16 protein-coding genes are annotated in these 15,242 nt (G+C 60.5%); 6 read left to right on the top strand and 10 right to left on the bottom strand.

All coding sequences use genetic code 11. From position 1 onward, the window contains the following. Positions 1-376: 376 nt before the first annotated feature. The 6 genes from M3P88_RS05535 to M3P88_RS05560 form a co-directional block, all read right to left on the bottom strand. Positions 377-1,183, bottom strand: a complete 807-nt coding sequence (locus tag M3P88_RS05535; protein ID WP_249615044.1) for a hypothetical protein — start codon at positions 1,181-1,183, stop codon at positions 377-379. 48 nt (positions 1,184-1,231) lie between these two features. Beyond that, positions 1,232-2,695 (bottom strand): anthranilate synthase component I, encoded by a 1,464-nt coding sequence (trpE, locus tag M3P88_RS05540; RefSeq protein WP_249615045.1) that lies wholly within the window; start codon positions 2,693-2,695, stop codon positions 1,232-1,234. Between the two features lie 131 nt (positions 2,696-2,826). After that, entirely contained in the window at positions 2,827-3,495 is a 669-nt protein-coding gene (locus tag M3P88_RS05545; RefSeq protein ID WP_249615046.1) for a phosphoglycolate phosphatase, read from the bottom strand. A gap of 17 nt (positions 3,496-3,512) precedes the next feature. Beyond that, a complete protein-coding gene (locus M3P88_RS05550; RefSeq protein ID WP_249615047.1) occupies positions 3,513-4,259 on the bottom strand; it encodes an SDR family NAD(P)-dependent oxidoreductase in 747 nt (248 codons plus the stop codon). Next, positions 4,259-4,942 (bottom strand): ribulose-phosphate 3-epimerase, encoded by a 684-nt coding sequence (rpe, locus tag M3P88_RS05555; protein WP_249615209.1) that lies wholly within the window; start codon positions 4,940-4,942, stop codon positions 4,259-4,261. Before rpe ends, M3P88_RS05550 begins: the two co-directional genes overlap by 1 nt. A gap of 68 nt (positions 4,943-5,010) precedes the next feature. Next, on the bottom strand, positions 5,011-5,442 hold the full coding sequence (locus tag M3P88_RS05560) for a hypothetical protein (protein ID WP_249615048.1): 432 nt from the start codon (positions 5,440-5,442) through the stop codon (positions 5,011-5,013). Between the two features lie 122 nt (positions 5,443-5,564). Here M3P88_RS05560 and apaG point away from each other — a divergent pair, with 122 nt between their 5' ends. Further along, positions 5,565-5,942, top strand: coding sequence for a Co2+/Mg2+ efflux facilitator ApaG/CorD (gene apaG, locus M3P88_RS05565; RefSeq protein WP_249615049.1), 378 nt, complete (start codon positions 5,565-5,567; stop codon positions 5,940-5,942). Between the two features lie 22 nt (positions 5,943-5,964). Here apaG and M3P88_RS15910 read toward each other — a convergent pair whose 3' ends face one another. Continuing rightward, the gene (locus tag M3P88_RS15910) at positions 5,965-6,099 is read right to left on the bottom strand and encodes a hypothetical protein (RefSeq protein WP_283773118.1); all 135 of its coding nucleotides are present in this window, start codon (positions 6,097-6,099) and stop codon (positions 5,965-5,967) included. Positions 6,100-6,108: 9 nt separating this feature from the next. Between M3P88_RS15910 and M3P88_RS05570 the strand changes: the two genes are divergently transcribed. The 5 genes from M3P88_RS05570 to M3P88_RS05590 all read left to right on the top strand — a co-directional run bounded on the left by M3P88_RS05570 (position 6,109) and on the right by M3P88_RS05590 (position 10,339). Then, positions 6,109-7,896, top strand: a complete 1,788-nt coding sequence (locus tag M3P88_RS05570) for an ABCB family ABC transporter ATP-binding protein/permease (RefSeq protein ID WP_249615050.1) — start codon at positions 6,109-6,111, stop codon at positions 7,894-7,896. Positions 7,897-8,037: 141 nt separating this feature from the next. Then, positions 8,038-8,313, top strand: coding sequence for a LysO family transporter (locus M3P88_RS05575; RefSeq protein WP_249615051.1), 276 nt, complete (start codon positions 8,038-8,040; stop codon positions 8,311-8,313). Next, positions 8,310-8,912 carry a LysO family transporter gene (locus M3P88_RS05580; RefSeq protein ID WP_249615052.1) on the top strand — a complete coding sequence of 201 codons (603 nt, stop codon included), beginning with the start codon at positions 8,310-8,312 and terminating at the stop codon, positions 8,910-8,912. Before M3P88_RS05575 ends, M3P88_RS05580 begins: the two co-directional genes overlap by 4 nt. Positions 8,913-8,970: 58 nt before the next feature. Next, on the top strand, positions 8,971-9,510 hold the full coding sequence (def, locus tag M3P88_RS05585; protein WP_249615053.1) for a peptide deformylase: 540 nt from the start codon (positions 8,971-8,973) through the stop codon (positions 9,508-9,510). Beyond that, a complete protein-coding gene (locus M3P88_RS05590) occupies positions 9,452-10,339 on the top strand; it encodes a hypothetical protein (RefSeq protein ID WP_249615054.1) in 888 nt (295 codons plus the stop codon). The genes def and M3P88_RS05590 overlap by 59 nt, the downstream gene beginning before the upstream one ends. On the opposite strand, the gene M3P88_RS05595 is transcribed toward M3P88_RS05590, so the two are convergent. The 3 genes from M3P88_RS05595 to M3P88_RS05605 all read right to left on the bottom strand — a co-directional run bounded on the left by M3P88_RS05595 (position 10,336) and on the right by M3P88_RS05605 (position 15,113). Beyond that, on the bottom strand, positions 10,336-11,742 hold the full coding sequence (locus tag M3P88_RS05595) for a class II fumarate hydratase (RefSeq protein ID WP_249615055.1): 1,407 nt from the start codon (positions 11,740-11,742) through the stop codon (positions 10,336-10,338). The genes M3P88_RS05590 and M3P88_RS05595 overlap by 4 nt on opposite strands. 44 nt (positions 11,743-11,786) lie before the next feature. Beyond that, positions 11,787-13,751 carry a helicase-related protein gene (locus tag M3P88_RS05600; protein WP_249615056.1) on the bottom strand — a complete coding sequence of 655 codons (1,965 nt, stop codon included), beginning with the start codon at positions 13,749-13,751 and terminating at the stop codon, positions 11,787-11,789. 150 nt (positions 13,752-13,901) lie between these two features. Next, a complete protein-coding gene (locus M3P88_RS05605) occupies positions 13,902-15,113 on the bottom strand; it encodes an ammonium transporter (protein ID WP_249615057.1) in 1,212 nt (403 codons plus the stop codon). Between the last annotated feature and the right edge of the window lie 129 nt (positions 15,114-15,242).

Here is a 15,242-nt window from a genome sequence, read left to right on the forward strand (position 1 = left end):
CGCCCGCCAAGGCGCCGCCTAACTCGCGGCTCGCTACCGCGATCCGCTCAAACAGGAGGCGGCTTAAAACCTTGGCGGCCAGCTTCGCCGCGGCTTGCGGCTACGGGGGTGAGGTGGCTCCCCATTGGCGTGGTTGATTTTGTAGGGTGGGTTAGCCGCCAACGGCGGCGTAATCCACAGAAAATTGCGCCTTGCAAATAGTCGGTGGGTTACGGCCTGCGGCCTAACCCACCCTACGTGCTATGTGCTTTTATTTTTCAAGGTCGGTTCTGAAAGATGTGGATCCGTCTATTTGTATTATTTTTCCGGATTTTATATTGTTATTTTGTGAGTATAGTCCGCACGCCCGTTCGGAGCAGCCAATCATAAATCCGGATTAGCTTATGGTTTTTCCACTGTTTGTGCGCTCTATGGTGATGTATGGGGGTTTTATTTTTTCTGTTCTTTGGTGTGAGATTTTATATATTTCTTCTTGAGCCTCTTTTTTGCCTAACTTTGCTGCTTCAATAATGAAAGCGTACGATACTATTTCAGTTAGTAATATTGCTCCCGCAAATAACGTTATGAAATATATTGTATCTAATATTGTGATTAATTTTTTTGGGGGTGATAGTGTGTTTGTTTTGTCTTGTTCTTTTATGAATGCCCGTCCCAATTTTTCTATCCGACCTGGTATTTTTCCAGTTGACCAGGTTAGAGCTCCGATAGTGATGGCAATAAACCCCGTTGCGTAAATTGCTAGAATTGGCGTTGTTATAAGTATGGATGATTGCTTGATGAGTCCGAGGTAGATGATGTCGTGGAATGGGAGTGGAATCGCTGTGTCAGGGATTCCAAAGCTTGCAAAATAGCTTTCTCGATATGCTTTCCCTGCGCCAAAATATACGGCTGTTAAAATTGTGAGACTAAGCGCCAAAAAGGAAGCCCAGTTTAAGTCAAAATTAGGTTTTTTTTCGCCGGCAGTATTTTTTTGCTTTATACGGTCATTTTGATATGTCAACAAATTTTCAGACTGCCTTCGGTAAAAAATTGGCCTGCCTCGCAGGGGGTGGCGGGAAGTAGAGGTTTTTTTAGCAGGTCTTATTCTGTGCATCGGATTGTGATGAGTTTGTAGTGCTGTTGGTTTGCGGCGGCCTGCTGCAAATTGTTTAATCTTCGAGGGAGATATTCTGTTGCCTTTCACTACAAAAATAAGCAGGCAGCCTAAATTCTCTCTCCCTCAGTTTTATGATCATCCATCCAGCCCCGCCTGCACCAACTCCGCCGCGCGAATCACCGCGCGCGCTTTGTTTTGCGTTTCCTGCCATTCCGATTCGGGTACCGAGTCGGCGACGATGCCGGCGCCGGATTGTACGTACAGGGTGTCGTTCTTGATCACGGCGGTGCGGATGGCGATGGCCAGGTCCATGTCGCCGTTAAAGCCCAGATAACCGACGGCGCCGCCGTAGACGCCGCGGCCCGAGGGTTCGAATTCGTCGATGATTTCCATGGCGCGCACCTTGGGGGCGCCGGACAGGGTGCCGGCGGGGAAGGTGGCTTTGAGCACCGCGATATTGCTGGTTTCGGGCGCGACCTTGCCTTCGACGCTGGAGACGATGTGCATCACATGCGAGTAGCGCTCGATCAGCATATTGTCGGTGATGCTGACGCTGCCAGTATGGGCGACGCGGCCTACGTCATTGCGCCCCAGATCCATCAGCATGACGTGTTCGGCGATTTCCTTGGGGTCGGCCAACAGTTCGGCTGCCAGTGCTTCGTCTTCGTCGCGCGTTTTGCCGCGCACGCGGGTGCCGGCAATCGGGCGCACGGTGACGGTGTCCTGTTCGCGCCGTACCAGAATTTCGGGCGAAGCGCCGACCACATGAAAGTCGTCGAAGTGGTAGAGGAACATATAAGGCGAGGGGTTGAGGCTCCTGAGCGCGCGGTAGAGCGCCAGGGGCGAGTCGCTAAACGGCATGGCCATGCGCTGCGACAGCACCACCTGCATGATGTCGCCCTCGAGGATGTAGTGCTTGCTCTGTTCTACCGCCGCCTTGAATGCGTCGCGGCCATATTCGGAGTGGGCCTGGGTGGGCGCAGACGGGAGCGACAGCGGCATGGCCAGCGGTTCGCGCAGGCGGGCGCGCAGTTGTGCCAGCCGGGCATGGGCCTTGGCCAGCGCATTGGGCATGGCCGGGTCGGCGTACACCACCAGCGTGAGCTTGCCGCTGAGGTTGTCGACCACGGCCAGCTCTTCGGACAGCATCAGGAGGATGTCGGGCGTGCCGGCCGGGTCGGGCTTTTTCGCCGCCGCCAGCCGCCTTTCGATATAACGCACGGTGTCGTAGCCGAAATAGCCGACCAGGCCGCCGCTAAAGCGCGGTAACTCGTCGCTGGGCGGGGTGCGAAAGCGCGACTGGAAGGTTTCGATAAAGGCGAGCGGGTCGCCTTCGTGGTGTTCGATCACCTTGTCGCCATACTCCACCTGCACCTTGAGCCCGTTGACGCGCAGGCGGGTGGTGGCAGGCAGGCCGATAAAAGAGTAGCGGCCGAAACGCTCGCCGCCGACTACCGATTCCAGCAGGTAGGAATAGGGCGCGTTGGCGAGTTTCAGATAGACCGACAGGGGGGTGTCGAGGTCGGCAAACAGCTCGAGTACGACAGGGATGCGGTTATAACCTTGGGCCGCGAGGCGGCTGAATTCTTCGTGTTGCATGTCAAGCTCCCGGTTGGAAAACGGCGGTGGAATAAGGCGTGGGTCAGGGCTGTGAGCTACGCCATCGACCGCGCCGGAAAACCGGGAGTGAGCACATGATTTAACTTCTTTTCATTAAAGAATTTCTATTGTCACCCATTTTTCATTAAATCGTATAGTTCGGCAAGGCTGTCGAGCACAATATCGGCCCCCAGATTGGCCGCATCGGCATAGCCGTAGCTCACCGCAATGGCCGGGCTGCCGGCGGCGCGTGCCGACAGAATGTCGTTGATCGAGTCGCCGACCATGGCGATTTCTTCGGTCTTGAGATTCAGCACCATGGCGGTGTGTTGCAGCGGCATGGCCGACGGTTTTTTCTCCGGCAGGGTGTCGCCGCCGATCACCAGCGAGAACAAGTCGCCCAGCTCCAGTATCTCCAGCAGCGGCACGGCGAGGCGTTCGGACTTGTTGGTGATCACCACCAGCGGCAGGCGCAGCACCTTCAGCAAGGCCAGGCCGTCTTTTACGCCGGGGTAGAGCAGGGTGTGGTCAGCCAGATGGTCGCGGTAATAGCGGATGAAGTAGCTGTAGCCCGCCTCCCATAGTGCCGGCTCGGCCTTTGCGTCGCGCTCATCGGTCAGCGCGCGGTGTACCAGGCTGGCGATGCCGTCGCCGACATGCTCCTGAATGCGCATTTCGGCCAGTGGTGCCAGATTCAGATGCTCGCGCATCTTGTTGGCGGCGATGGCCAGATCGGGGATGGAATCGCAAAGCGTGCCATCCAGATCAAAGGCAACGGCCTTGATGTGTTTTAAATCCATGGTGTGTTCCAGCCAGTTTAAAGTTTACGGATGTCGGCCACCGGTTCGCTGCCGAAGGCCGGGCTGTATAGAAAAGCCGCGATGCGCTGTGCCACCGCTTCGGGCGTGCTGAGCGCGCCATCGGCCTTGAGCGCGTCAAAGCGGGCGCGCGACGGAAAGTGGCCGATGTCGGCTGCGCGGATTTCGCCCTGCATGGCGGTGTCAATCACGCCGGGGTAGAGCGAAACCACGCGCGCACCATCACGCAAGCACGCCTGCTCGGCCGCCACGCAGCGGCTGAAGTGGTCCAGCGCGGCCTTGCTTGCGCCATACACGCTCCAGCCGGCGATGGCCGAGGCGGCCGCGCCGGACGAGATATTGAGGATGCGCACCTCGGCGCCGCGCCCGGCCGCCCAGGCTAAAAACGCATTACATAACAGCATGGGCGCCAGCGTGTTCAGCGCCAGCGCGTGCTCGGCGGCGCCTTGCGGGTAGTGCCCGCACGGGGCGATGGGTGCGACGGTGCCGGCGTTGTTGATCAGCGTGAGCGTGGCGAACGGGCCTTGACCCAGTGCCGCCAGTGCGCGCTCGGCCAGCAAGGGCAGCATGGCGGTGTCGGCCAGATCCGCCTGCACCCAGGCTAAGCGTGCCCCCTCGGGCAGCGTGAGGGTTTCATCGCTTTGGCGCGCGATACAGACAAGATCGCTGTCTTTTGTTGCGAGCGTGCGCGCCAGTGCGGCACCCAGGCCGCGCGAGGCACCGCTAAGCAGGATGCCGTGACGCATTAGCGGCCTGCCTGAGCCAGTTCGGCGCGCATGGCGTCGATGACGGCTTTGTAATCGGGCTGGCCATAGATGGCCGAGCCGGCAACAAAGGTGTCGGCGCCGGCCTGGGCGATTTCGCGGATATTGTCGACCTTGACCCCGCCGTCCACTTCCAGCCAGATTTCGCGTCCGGTTTTTGCCGTGTAGGCGTCGATGCGCTCGCGTGCGGCGCGGATCTTGTTCAGCGCTTCGGGAATAAAGCTCTGCCCGCCAAAGCCGGGGTTAACCGACATGATCAGGATCATGTCGATCTTGTCCATCACATGGTCAAGGTAGCTGAGGCTGGTGGCCGGGTTGAATACCAGGCCGGCCTTGCATCCGGCGTCGCGGATCAGTCCCAGCGTGCGGTCGATATGTTCCGAGCCTTCCGGATGGAAGGTGATGATATCGGCACCGGCCTTGGCAAACATCGCGGCCAGCGCATCGACCGGCTTGACCATCAGGTGCACATCGATCGGCGCCGTGGTGTGCGGGCGGATGGCTTCGCAGACCAGCGGGCCTATGGTCAGGTTGGGGACGTAGTGGTTGTCCATTACGTCGAAGTGGATGATGTCGGCGCCGGCGGCGATCACATCTTTGACTTCATCGCCCAGACGGGCAAAGTCGGCGGAAAGCAGGCTGGGTGCGATACGGAAATTCATGATGTCGGCAGGGTAGGATGGGGCTGCTATTGTAACGCCCCTGTTCCTGAGCGGCCATGGCGGATTGCCGCTTAGTGCGCAGGCTCGGCGGCGGGGGCGTCGGCCGGCGCGGTCTCTGGCGGGCTTGCCTCTTCCACGATGGTGACTTCTTCGTCTGGCAGAACGGCGAGCGCATCGCTGGCGGACAGGTCAGGCTGGCTGGCGCGCACACTGGCGGATCGAGGCAGGATGGTCACGGTATTGGAGTGGGGCTTGGGCGTATAAGCGCTGACGCTGTCTTCATTGGAAGAAGGCGTATAGGGTGCGAGCAGCTCCGGAGTGTTTTGCGCGCCGGGCAGGGTCTGCCCGCCTGAGAACAGCAAGGCGGCAACGGCGATGGCCAGTAGTACGCAGCCGGCGCCAATGGCGGCATGTTTGCGTGAGGGCAGTTTAAGGCGGGAGGTGTGCGCGGTCATGGGCAAAGGCAGGAAAACCGCTACAGGGCGGCGGCTGATTCTCGCCATTCGCCATCGTGATGTCAATTGCCTAAGGCGGGGTGTCAGGGGCGGGATGATGCTTGTTGCAGGCAAGCCCGCCGGGACAGGTTATGATGCAACCATTGTCGGGACAGGCCGGGGGACGGGATATGAGCGAGCAGTACCGAGTTGAGGTTGAAGTCAGTGCTTTTTTTATCGAGGAGCAGTCCGATATTGCCCATGACCAGTACGCTTTTGGCTATCAGGTGCGTATCCGCAATCTGGGCACGATCGGTGCGACGCTGATCAGTCGCCACTGGCTGATCAGCGATGCGCATGGTGCGCAGCAAGAGGTGCGCGGTCAGGGCGTGATTGGCGAGCAGCCGCATCTGGCGCCCGGCCAGGTGTTCGAGTACAGCAGCTGGGCGCAGCTGACCACACCGTGGGGCCAGATGCGCGGCAGTTACCAGATGCAGGCGGACGATGGCCAGCGTTTTGATGCCGACATTCCCGAGTTCCATCTGGTCTTGCCGCGCATGCTGCATTGAGCGCGCGGGCGCGGGGCTGGCCTTAACCCCGTGGCCAGGTCCACCAGACGATAAAGCCGCCCAGCAACAGGGCGAATAGTGCTTCCAGCAATAAAATCCACATCAGTTTGGCCTTGGGTGTTTTATTCACCTTGGTCAAACTGTCACGAATAGGCAAGTTTTTGTCATGAGATTTAGCCATACCGGCCCGGCGCCAAGCAACCGTAACGACGTCAAGACCTTAAAAACGCTGCTGCCTTATCTGCTGCAGTTCAAATTCCGCCTGCTGCTGGCGCTGTCCTGCCTGATTCTGGCCAAGGTGGCGACCGTGACCGTGCCGCTTTACCTCAAGGATATTGTCGATGCCTTGTCGGTACCGGCGAGCGCGCTGGCGGTGCCGGTGATGGCGCTGGCCGGCTTCGGTATTGCCCGCTTGCTGTCCAGCGTGCTGGGCGAGATGCGCGACGCGGTGTTTGCGCGGGTGATACAGGGCGCGATCCGTCAGGTGGCGCGGCAGATCTTCAACCATCTGTTCCGCCTGTCCTTGCGCTTTCACCTGAATCGCCAGACGGGCGGCATGAGCCGCGATATCGAGCGCGGCACCAAGGGCATCGGCTTTTTGCTCAATTTCACCGTGTTCAATATCCTGCCGACGCTGATCGAGATTGCGCTGGTAATCGGCATTTTGCTGGTGCGCTACGATGTGTGGTTTGCCATCGTCAGCTTTGCCACCATTGCCGTCTATATCACCTTTACCCTGCTGGTTACCGAGTGGCGCACGGTGTTTCGCCGCTCGATGAACGAGCTGGACTCCAAGGCCAATAGCAAGGCGATTGATGCGCTGATCAATTACGAGACGGTGAAATACTTCGGCAACGAGGGGGTAGAAGCCGCGCGTTACGATGCGGGGCTGGCAGCATGGGAAAAATCGGCAGTGAAAAACCAGGTGTCGCTGTCCATGCTGAATGCCGGCCAAGGCGTGATTATCGCTTTTGGCGTGACCGCGGTGATGGTGATGGCGGCGCAAGGGGTGGTGGGCGGCAGCATGAGCGTGGGCGATGTAGTGCTGGTGTCGGCCTTCCTGACCCAGTTATGGTCGCCGCTGCATTTTCTCGGTTTTGTCTATCGCGAAATCCGCCACTCGCTGGCCGATATGGAACGCATGTTTTCCCTGCTGGATGAGGGCGCCGAGGTGGATGATGCCGCCAATGCCGAGGTGCTGGCGACGCGTAGCGCCAGCGTGCGCTTTGACGGGGTCGATTTCGGCTACGACAGCAAACGCCAGATTCTGCATGGCGTCAGCCTGACGATTCCCGAAGGCAAGACGCTGGCGGTGGTCGGCTCGTCCGGTGCCGGCAAATCGACGCTGTCGCGTCTCCTGTTCCGCTTTTACGATGTCAACCAGGGCTGCATCAGCATTAATGGCCGCGATATCCGCGCATTGACGCAAGACAGCCTGCGCGCCCATATCGGCATCGTGCCGCAGGATACGGTGCTGTTTAACGACACCATAGGCTACAACATCGCCTATGGCCGCCCCGGCGCCAGCCAGGACGAGGTGGTGGAGGCAGCCAAAAGCGCGCATATCCACGATTTTGTCGTCAGTCTGCCCGATGGCTACGACACCATGGTCGGCGAGCGCGGCCTCAAGCTTTCCGGCGGCGAAAAACAGCGCGTGGCTATTGCCCGCACCATTCTCAAAAATCCGCCCATCCTGATTTTCGACGAGGCGACCAGCGCGCTGGATTCGCGTACCGAAAAATCCATTCAGCAGGAACTGGCGGCCATCTCGGCCAACCGCACCACGCTGGTGATTGCGCACCGCCTGTCTACCGTGGTCGACGCCGACGAGATTGTGGTGCTGGATCACGGGCGCGTGCTGGAGCAGGGCACGCACCGCGCACTGGTGGAAAAAGGCGGGCGCTATGCCGAAATGTGGGCTTTGCAGCAGCAGGGCGAGGTGGCCGAGGCGTAGTGCCGGGTAATAGCTCTGTCATCAATACGAGGAATACTGTATACGAAACGGGTTGAGCCTGTCGGCGGCGCATGGTAAACAAGGGTGTCCTTGTTGCAGCGCCGCTTTTGCGGCGGCCTGCTTTTGTTTGCGGAGTTCTTCATGTTGAGTGTGATTGCCTGTCTGTTTGCCGGTGTGATAGCCGGCCATTTTTTGCGCGATTGGCGTCCGGTACGCCATATCGGCCGGCTGATTTCGCTGGCCATTTTCCTGCTGCTGTTTCTGCTTGGCCTGTCGGTGGGCGGCAATGAGGCGATTCTGTCCAATCTGTCGACCATAGGCGTGACCGGTGTGGTGATTTCGCTGGCATCGACCATGGGCAGCGTGCTGGCGTCGTGGTGGGTCTATGTGCGCTTTTTCCGAAAGGATGAAGCATGAAGGGCGCGCTGACGATTATTGCTTTTTTCGTGCTCGGGGTCATGCTGGGCTGGTCGGGTGCTTTGCCGCTATGGCTGAGCGAGAGCGACTTGACCCTGTATGCGCTGTTTTTCCTGCTGTTTTGCGTGGGGGTATCGGTCGGCGCCGACGATACTTTGCGCCGAACCCTCGCGCGCATGCAGCCCAAAATCCTGCTGATTCCGCTGGCCACCATTGTCGGCACCTTGCTTGGCAGCTTTGCCATCAGTTTTGCGCTGGATCATGTATCGGCCACCGAGTCGATGGCGATCGGCTCGGGCTTCGGTTACTACTCGCTGTCGTCCATCTTCATCACCCAATACAAGGGCGCCGAGCTGGGCACCATTGCGCTGGTGTCTAATGTGTTCCGCGAAATCTTCGCCCTGCTGATGGCGCCCTTGCTGTATGCCGCTTTTGGCAAGCTGGCGCCCATTGCCGCCGGGGGGGCCACCACCATGGACACGACCTTGCCGGTGATCAGCCGCGTGTGCGGACGCGACTGGATCTTTGTTGCCATGCTGCACGGCTTTGTCGTGGATTTGTCGGTGCCGTTTTTGGTGACCTTTCTCTGTCGTTTCTAAAGGGCGGCGCGGTGCTCTGCTATGATCCGGAGCTGCCATCCGTTTCTGGAGTTCTGCCGTGCCTGCCGACACCCCCATTATTCAGCTGGGCCACCCTGTATTGCGCCAGGTGGCGCAGCCGGTGGCCGATATTCATGCCCCCGCCGTGCAAGCCCTGATTGATACGCTGATTGCCAGCGTTAAGGAGGCGAACGGGGTCGGTATTGCCGCCCCGCAAATCGCCTGTTCGCAACGGCTGTTTGTGGTGGCTTCCCGCCCCAGCGTGCGCTACCCGTATGCGCCGGATATGGCGCCCACCGCCATGATCAATCCGCGCGTGCTGGGCCATGGCAGCGAAAAGGTCAAGGACTGGGAAGGCTGCCTGAGTGTGGGCGGCTTGCGTGCTTTGGTGCCGCGCCACCACCGCATCGAGGTTGAATACACCGACCGCCACGGCCAGTGTTGCCGGCAGGTGCTGGAGGGTTTTGTGGCGCGCATTTTCCAGCACGAGCTGGATCATCTGGACGGGCTGGTGTTTCTTGATAGGGTGGAACATCAGGATGATGTCTTCAGCGAAGACGCGTACCAGCAGCATGTCGCCGCGCGCACGACGGCCTGATGGCGCCTTGCGCCTGCTGTTTGCGCTGCTGCTGGTGTTCTTGAGCGGCTGTGCCGGGCGCGCGCCGCCGTTATGGATACCGCCTGCCACCATCGCTATCGAGCCGGGCAGCAAGCTTACCCGCTTGGCGCTGGGGGAGCATGCCGTGCTGTTGGCCGAGCGCCGTAGCGGTGCGTCCTGCGTGCTGCTGCTGAATGTGCACGAGAATGAAAGCACGGCCCTGGCTGCCGGCAGCGCTTTGCTGGCGCGCTATGGCGGACGTCTGTTGAGTTTGCAGCATGGCGGCGGGCGCTTGCTGCACTTTGGGGTGAATGGCGAGGACGCGCGTGCCGACCCTAACCGTATCTTTAGCCGGGCAGGCATCGCGGCCACACTCGCACACTACGGCTCGGATAGTGCGGCTGCACGTCTGGCGCTGGCCGGCTTTAGCGAAGCTTTGCTTTGGCAACTGGCACCGGATAGGGCCAGTGCCATCATCACCCTGCACAATAACCATCCCGGCGGCTATTCGGCCGCCAGCTATCTGCCAGGCGGGGCGCTAGCCAGCAGCGCCGCCGAAGTGGCACTGGCGCCGGGGGTTTCGCCCGACCAGTTTTTACTGGTAAGCGAGCGGCGGCTGTTTTTGCCGCTGGCCGCGCAGGGTTTCAATGTCGTGCTGCAAGACAGGGGCGCGCCGGACGACGGCTCCTTGTCGGTTTACGCGGCGGCGCACGCTATCCCCTATATCAATGTCGAGGCGACTGCCGGGGCCCTGGCGACCCAGACGGTGATGCTGGAGGCGGCCTTGCAGCTGTTGGCGAGCAGCCAGCTTGCGCGCTGCAGGGCCTAATCCGGGTCCGCCTTGTGGCCTGCGCCGGCCATAGCGCCGGCATCGCATAGTTTATCGAACAGCGCTTCTTCCACCCCCAGCTGCAAGGCCGCGACCCGTAGCGGCCAATCTTGCGCCAGTGCAAGCTGTGCGATGCTGGCCGCCTGCTCATAGCCTATGACCGGCGCCAGCGCGGTGACGCGCATCAGCGTGTTCTCGACATCGCGCGCGAGGCGGGCACTGTCGGGCTGGCAGTTGGCGACGAGATGCCGGTTAAAGCTGTCCATGGCATCGCCCGCCAGGCGTAAAGACTCCAGCAGGTTGCGCAGGATCAGCGGCTTGTACACATTCATCTGCAGCATGCCCCCGGCGTTGCCCAGCGCGACCGCCTGATCGTTGGCCATGATCTGCAACGCCACCATGGCCAGCATCTCGCACTGGGTCGGGTTGACCTTGCCCGGCATGATGGACGAGCCCGGCTCGTTGTCCGGCAGCTTCAGTTCGGCCAGCGCGCAGCGCGGGCCACTGGCCAGCAGGCGTACATCGTTGGCGATTTTGAACAGGATGGTGGCGAGGGTTTTCAGCGCTGCAGACAGGCGGGCGAGGGCGTCGTGCGCGCCCTGGGCGGCAAAATGATCATCCGCCTCGCGAAAGGGCAGGCCGGTGAAGTTGGCCAGATGCAGGATGGCGGCACGGGCAAAGCCCGGCGGCGCCCCCAGACCGCTGCCCACTGCCGTGCCGCCCAGCGCCAGCGGCATCACACCGGCCAGGGCATGGCTGATGTCGGCATGCGCGGCTTTCAGCTGGCTGGCAAAAGCGTGCCATTCCTGACCCATATACATCGGCACCGCATCCATCAAATGGGTGCGTCCGACCTTGAGCAGCCCGTCCCATGCCTGGCCCTTGCTTTCACAGCCGTGTTGCAGACGGCTAAGCGCCGGCAGCAGCTGCTGCTGGGTGGCCAGTGCCACCGCGATATGCATGGCGCTGGGAAAGGTATCGTTGCTGGAGGTGGAGCGGTTGACGTGGTCGTTGGGGTGTAGCGGCCGGTGGCTACCCAGCGCTTCGCCTGTCAGGGCGCTGGCGCGATTGGCGACGACTTCATTGACGTTCATATTGAACTGGGTGCCACTGCCGCTGATCCACGGCGGCAGCGGAAATTGCGCATCGTGCTTGCCGGCTAGTATTTCGTCGCACACCCGACAGATCAATGCGCTTTGCGCCGGCGTTAATTGTCCAAGCTCGCCATTGGCCAGCGCGCAGGCTTTTTTCAGGCGCGCATAAGCGCTTAGCAGCGCAGGCGGCATGGGCGTTTCGCCAATGGCAAAGTGGGCGAGGGCGCGCTGGGTCTGTGCGCCCCATAACCTGCCCGCTGCGATCTGGACCGGCCCCATGGAATCGTATTCGGTACGCTGGCTTTTCATGTGCTGCCCCTGTTGTTTGACAAGGACAGCATAGCCAGCCTGACTCAGCCGCGACGGGAGCGATTGCCCGCAGGCGGTCCGCGGCGGCTGTTTTGCGGCTTTTTCGGGTGGCGCAACTGGCTGTTCTGGCGCTGCAGCAAGGTGTCGATTTCTTCCGAAGTCGATTGCATCAGGCTTTGTGCCATCTCGCCGTGCGGGAAGGTGTCCGGCATGCGGTAACCCAGCCAGGCATAGGCGGCATACAGCTTGCAGGTATCTTCCAGATATTGCAGGCGCTGGCGTCCGCCGGTGCCCTCCATGCGCAATAGCGAGGCGCTGCGCTTTTTGGCGCGGCATTCGGCCCAGTCGTGCAGGGCGTTTTCCAGCATGGGAATCTTGGTCGAGACCGGGCACAGGCTGAAGGTGACGCGGTCGGGCAGGCTTAGCGGCAGCGCATCCAGCCAGCGTGCCTTGGCCATTTGCTCGGACAGGTTGGCCGGCAGGAAGAATTCGTCATGCACATTGATGTGCTTGGTAAACAGCTCCAGCAAAGGCTCCAGCTTGTCCTGCCCGGTGGCCGCGGCGATCTGCTCCAGATAGTCGAGGTTGGGCGCAACGTAAAAGCCGCTGGTGGGTAGCGGATCGGATTTTTCCAGCAGCAAGGCGGCAATGGCCTTGTGCGTACGCCCGTCCAGACCCGCGACAAAGCCGGCTTCATGCTGGCCGAAGCGCCCGGCGCGCCCGGCAATCTGTTTGGCCAGCGACGCGCTGATCATCCCTTCGGCGTAGCCGTCCCATTTATTGGCGGTGGTGAAAATCACGCGCCGCGCCGGCGTATTCAGGCCCATACCGATGGCGTCGGTGCCAACCACGATGCTGGTTTCGCCGCTGATAAAGCGTTCGGCCTGCGCCTGGCGCACTTCGGGCGACAAATTGCCATAGATGGCGGATACGGCAAAACCCTGCTCGATCGCCTGGTCGCGCCAGTTGAGCACTTCGCGGCGCGAGAATGCGATCAGTACATCGCCCGGCTTGAGGTTTTTCAGCGAGCCCAAGGGCGCTTTTTCCATTTCCAGCGGCGACATGCGCTGCAGTTCGCGCACTTCCAGTGTGCCGCCTACGCGCTTGACCAGCGACTCAATCGCGCCACGCGCTTCCAGCGCGCCCAGGAGATAGACCGTTTTGGCCGGCACGCCGCATACGGCCGCGGTCCAGGCTGCACCACGATCCGGATCGTCCAGTAACTGAATTTCGTCGATGACCGCGACTTCGATCATTTTGTTGGGGTTGAGCATCTCGACCGTGCTGGCGACGTGGGTCGCGCCCGGATGCAGCTTGCGCTGCTCGCCGGTAATCAGGCTGACCGCAACCCCGGCATCCAGCAGGCGCTGGTAGTTTTCGATCGCCAGCAAGCGCAAAGGCGCCAGATAGGCACCACTTTTCGCGCTGGCCAGATGCTCCATCGCACCATGGGTCTTACCCGAGTTGGTCGGCCCCAGTACGGCGATAAAGTGGCGCGCCATGCCTTGCGCCATGGTAAAGGACTCGGGGTAGAGCGACAGGTTGACGGCATCGCGGGTCTTTTTCGCCTGACGCTCGGCGTCCAGTGTGCTGGCCAGCTCCTTGATGCGGTCCAGCGCCAGCGTGACGCGGGTGCTGGCACGCTCGTACTTGGCTTTGAAGGCACCCAGTGCCCGGGTCGGGTCCAGTTCGAACTCGGCGGCCAGTGCGATGACTTGCTGCGCGCAGGCGCTCAGTTTGGCTTCCAGCTGGGCACGGGTGTTTTCGTTCCAGCGCTCGCGCAGCAGGGCGAGTTTGGCCGTGTTGTCCATGCGCCGCCACTTGGCACTCTTGCCCAGAAAGCCTTCATCCGGCACCAGATGGTAGGCAATGACGCGCTTGCCCAGACAGATCTCGCCTTGCACCGAAACGGCATAACTGCCGTCCGAGGTAATCAGGCTGGCTTTGTGTGCCTGCAGGTAGTCGGTCAGGGCCGAGGTTTCAAACGGGTCGGAGGTGGTTGCTGTCATAGGGGGCAAGTCGGGGCTTTCAGGCATCGGGGCTGCGATAATAGGGCAATCGGCGTTTTCATATAAGCCCTATGTCGCTGTTGCGCGATATACAAACGGCACAAACCGGCTATTTCTGCCGGTTTGTGCCGTCTTTGACATCACTACTGCTCAGCTTTCCTTGTCGAAATGGTAGGCGTGTTCGCCATGCAGGGCCTCGTCCAGCCCTTCTTCCTCTTCAGCGTGGCTGACGCGTGGCTTGTGGATCAGCTTCATAATCATCCAGGTCACGCCAAAGGAGTACACAGCCACAATCACTACGGCCAGAAGCTGGATGGCGAACTGGTGCAGGCCGCCGCTGACGTCGTCAATGGCGCGGTTGGCCAGCAAACCCACCAGCAAGGAGCCGGTCACGCCACCTACACCGTGGGCGCGGAATACTTCCAGCGCATCATCGTACTTGAAGCGCGCCTGCAGCACCTTGGCGAAGTAGCACACGGTGGCGCCGATGGCACCGATCAAGACCGCCGCCCAGGGTTCGACATAACCGGCCGTCGGGGTGATGGTGGCCAGACCCGCTACGCCGCCGACCAGCACGCCGGAGAAACTGGGTTTGGCTTCAAAGCGCCAGGCCAGCAAGAGCCATACGACCATGGCCACGGCACCGGCCACGGCGGTATTCACAAAGGCATAGGCTGCCAGTGCGTTCGCTGCATAAGCACCGCCGGCATTAAAGCCGAACCAGCCGAACCACAGCAGGCCGGCACCGATAGCCACCAGTGGCAAATTGCTAGGCTCGGGCTTGTCGCCGGGCTCAATATCGCGCTTACCCAGGAACATCACGGTTGCCAGCGCGGCAAAGCCTGCGGTGGTATGCACGACGATACCGCCGGCGAAGTCGATGGCGCCCAGTTTGGCCAGGAAGCCGCCCCCCCAGATCCAGTGGGCAACCGGTACATAGATCAGCAGCATCCACAATACGATGAATTTCAGGTAGGCCTTGAAATCAAAACGCTCGGCAAACGCACCGGTAATCAGCGCCGGTGTGATGATGGCAAACATCATCTGGTAGGCGAAGAACATGATGAAGGGGATGGATGGCGCATAGTGCGGATGCGGCATGGCACCGATGCCGCTGAAGCCGAAGTAGCTTAAATCGCCGATCACGCCGCCGACATCGGGGCCAAACGCCAGACTGAAACCGCCAAAAATCCACACCACGGTAATCACGCCCATGGAAATGAAGTTTTGCATCATGATGGATAGCATGCTGCGGCTGCGTACCAGACCGCCGTAAAACAGGGCGAGCCCCGGCGTCATCAGGCAGACGAGTGCCGTACATAAAATGATAAAGGCGGTGTCGCCGGTATTGATGAGGTACATGCACATCTCCTGTTTTGCTATCCGCCCGCAGCATGCCGCAGTGTCAGGTTTGGCGCATTACGGCATGGCGGGCTGCGTGCTTATGAAAAACAAACTGCCGGCAAAGGCAGCTTCACCGTTTTGTTATGG

Origin of the sequence: Craterilacuibacter sp. RT1T (assembly GCF_023502145.1) — a bacterium.
Taxonomy (GTDB): Bacteria; Pseudomonadota; Gammaproteobacteria; order Burkholderiales; family Chromobacteriaceae; genus Craterilacuibacter.

Coding starts and splice junctions, on each gene's coding strand:
- apaG (WP_249615049.1), top strand. CDS start 5,565: ATGAGCGAGCAGTACCGAGTTGAGGTTGAAGTCAGTGCTTTTTTTATC.
- M3P88_RS05605 (WP_249615057.1), bottom strand. CDS start 15,113: ATGTACCTCATCAATACCGGCGACACCGCCTTTATCATTTTATGTACG.
- M3P88_RS05595 (WP_249615055.1), bottom strand. CDS start 11,742: ATGAAAAGCCAGCGTACCGAATACGATTCCATGGGGCCGGTCCAGATC.
- M3P88_RS05575 (WP_249615051.1), top strand. CDS start 8,038: ATGTTGAGTGTGATTGCCTGTCTGTTTGCCGGTGTGATAGCCGGCCAT.
- M3P88_RS05550 (WP_249615047.1), bottom strand. CDS start 4,259: ATGCGTCACGGCATCCTGCTTAGCGGTGCCTCGCGCGGCCTGGGTGCC.
- M3P88_RS05600 (WP_249615056.1), bottom strand. CDS start 13,751: ATGACAGCAACCACCTCCGACCCGTTTGAAACCTCGGCCCTGACCGAC.
- trpE (WP_249615045.1), bottom strand. CDS start 2,695: ATGCAACACGAAGAATTCAGCCGCCTCGCGGCCCAAGGTTATAACCGC.
- M3P88_RS05560 (WP_249615048.1), bottom strand. CDS start 5,442: ATGGCGAGAATCAGCCGCCGCCCTGTAGCGGTTTTCCTGCCTTTGCCC.
- M3P88_RS05570 (WP_249615050.1), top strand. CDS start 6,109: ATGAGATTTAGCCATACCGGCCCGGCGCCAAGCAACCGTAACGACGTC.
- M3P88_RS05580 (WP_249615052.1), top strand. CDS start 8,310: ATGAAGGGCGCGCTGACGATTATTGCTTTTTTCGTGCTCGGGGTCATG.
- M3P88_RS05545 (WP_249615046.1), bottom strand. CDS start 3,495: ATGGATTTAAAACACATCAAGGCCGTTGCCTTTGATCTGGATGGCACG.
- M3P88_RS05590 (WP_249615054.1), top strand. CDS start 9,452: ATGATGTCTTCAGCGAAGACGCGTACCAGCAGCATGTCGCCGCGCGCA.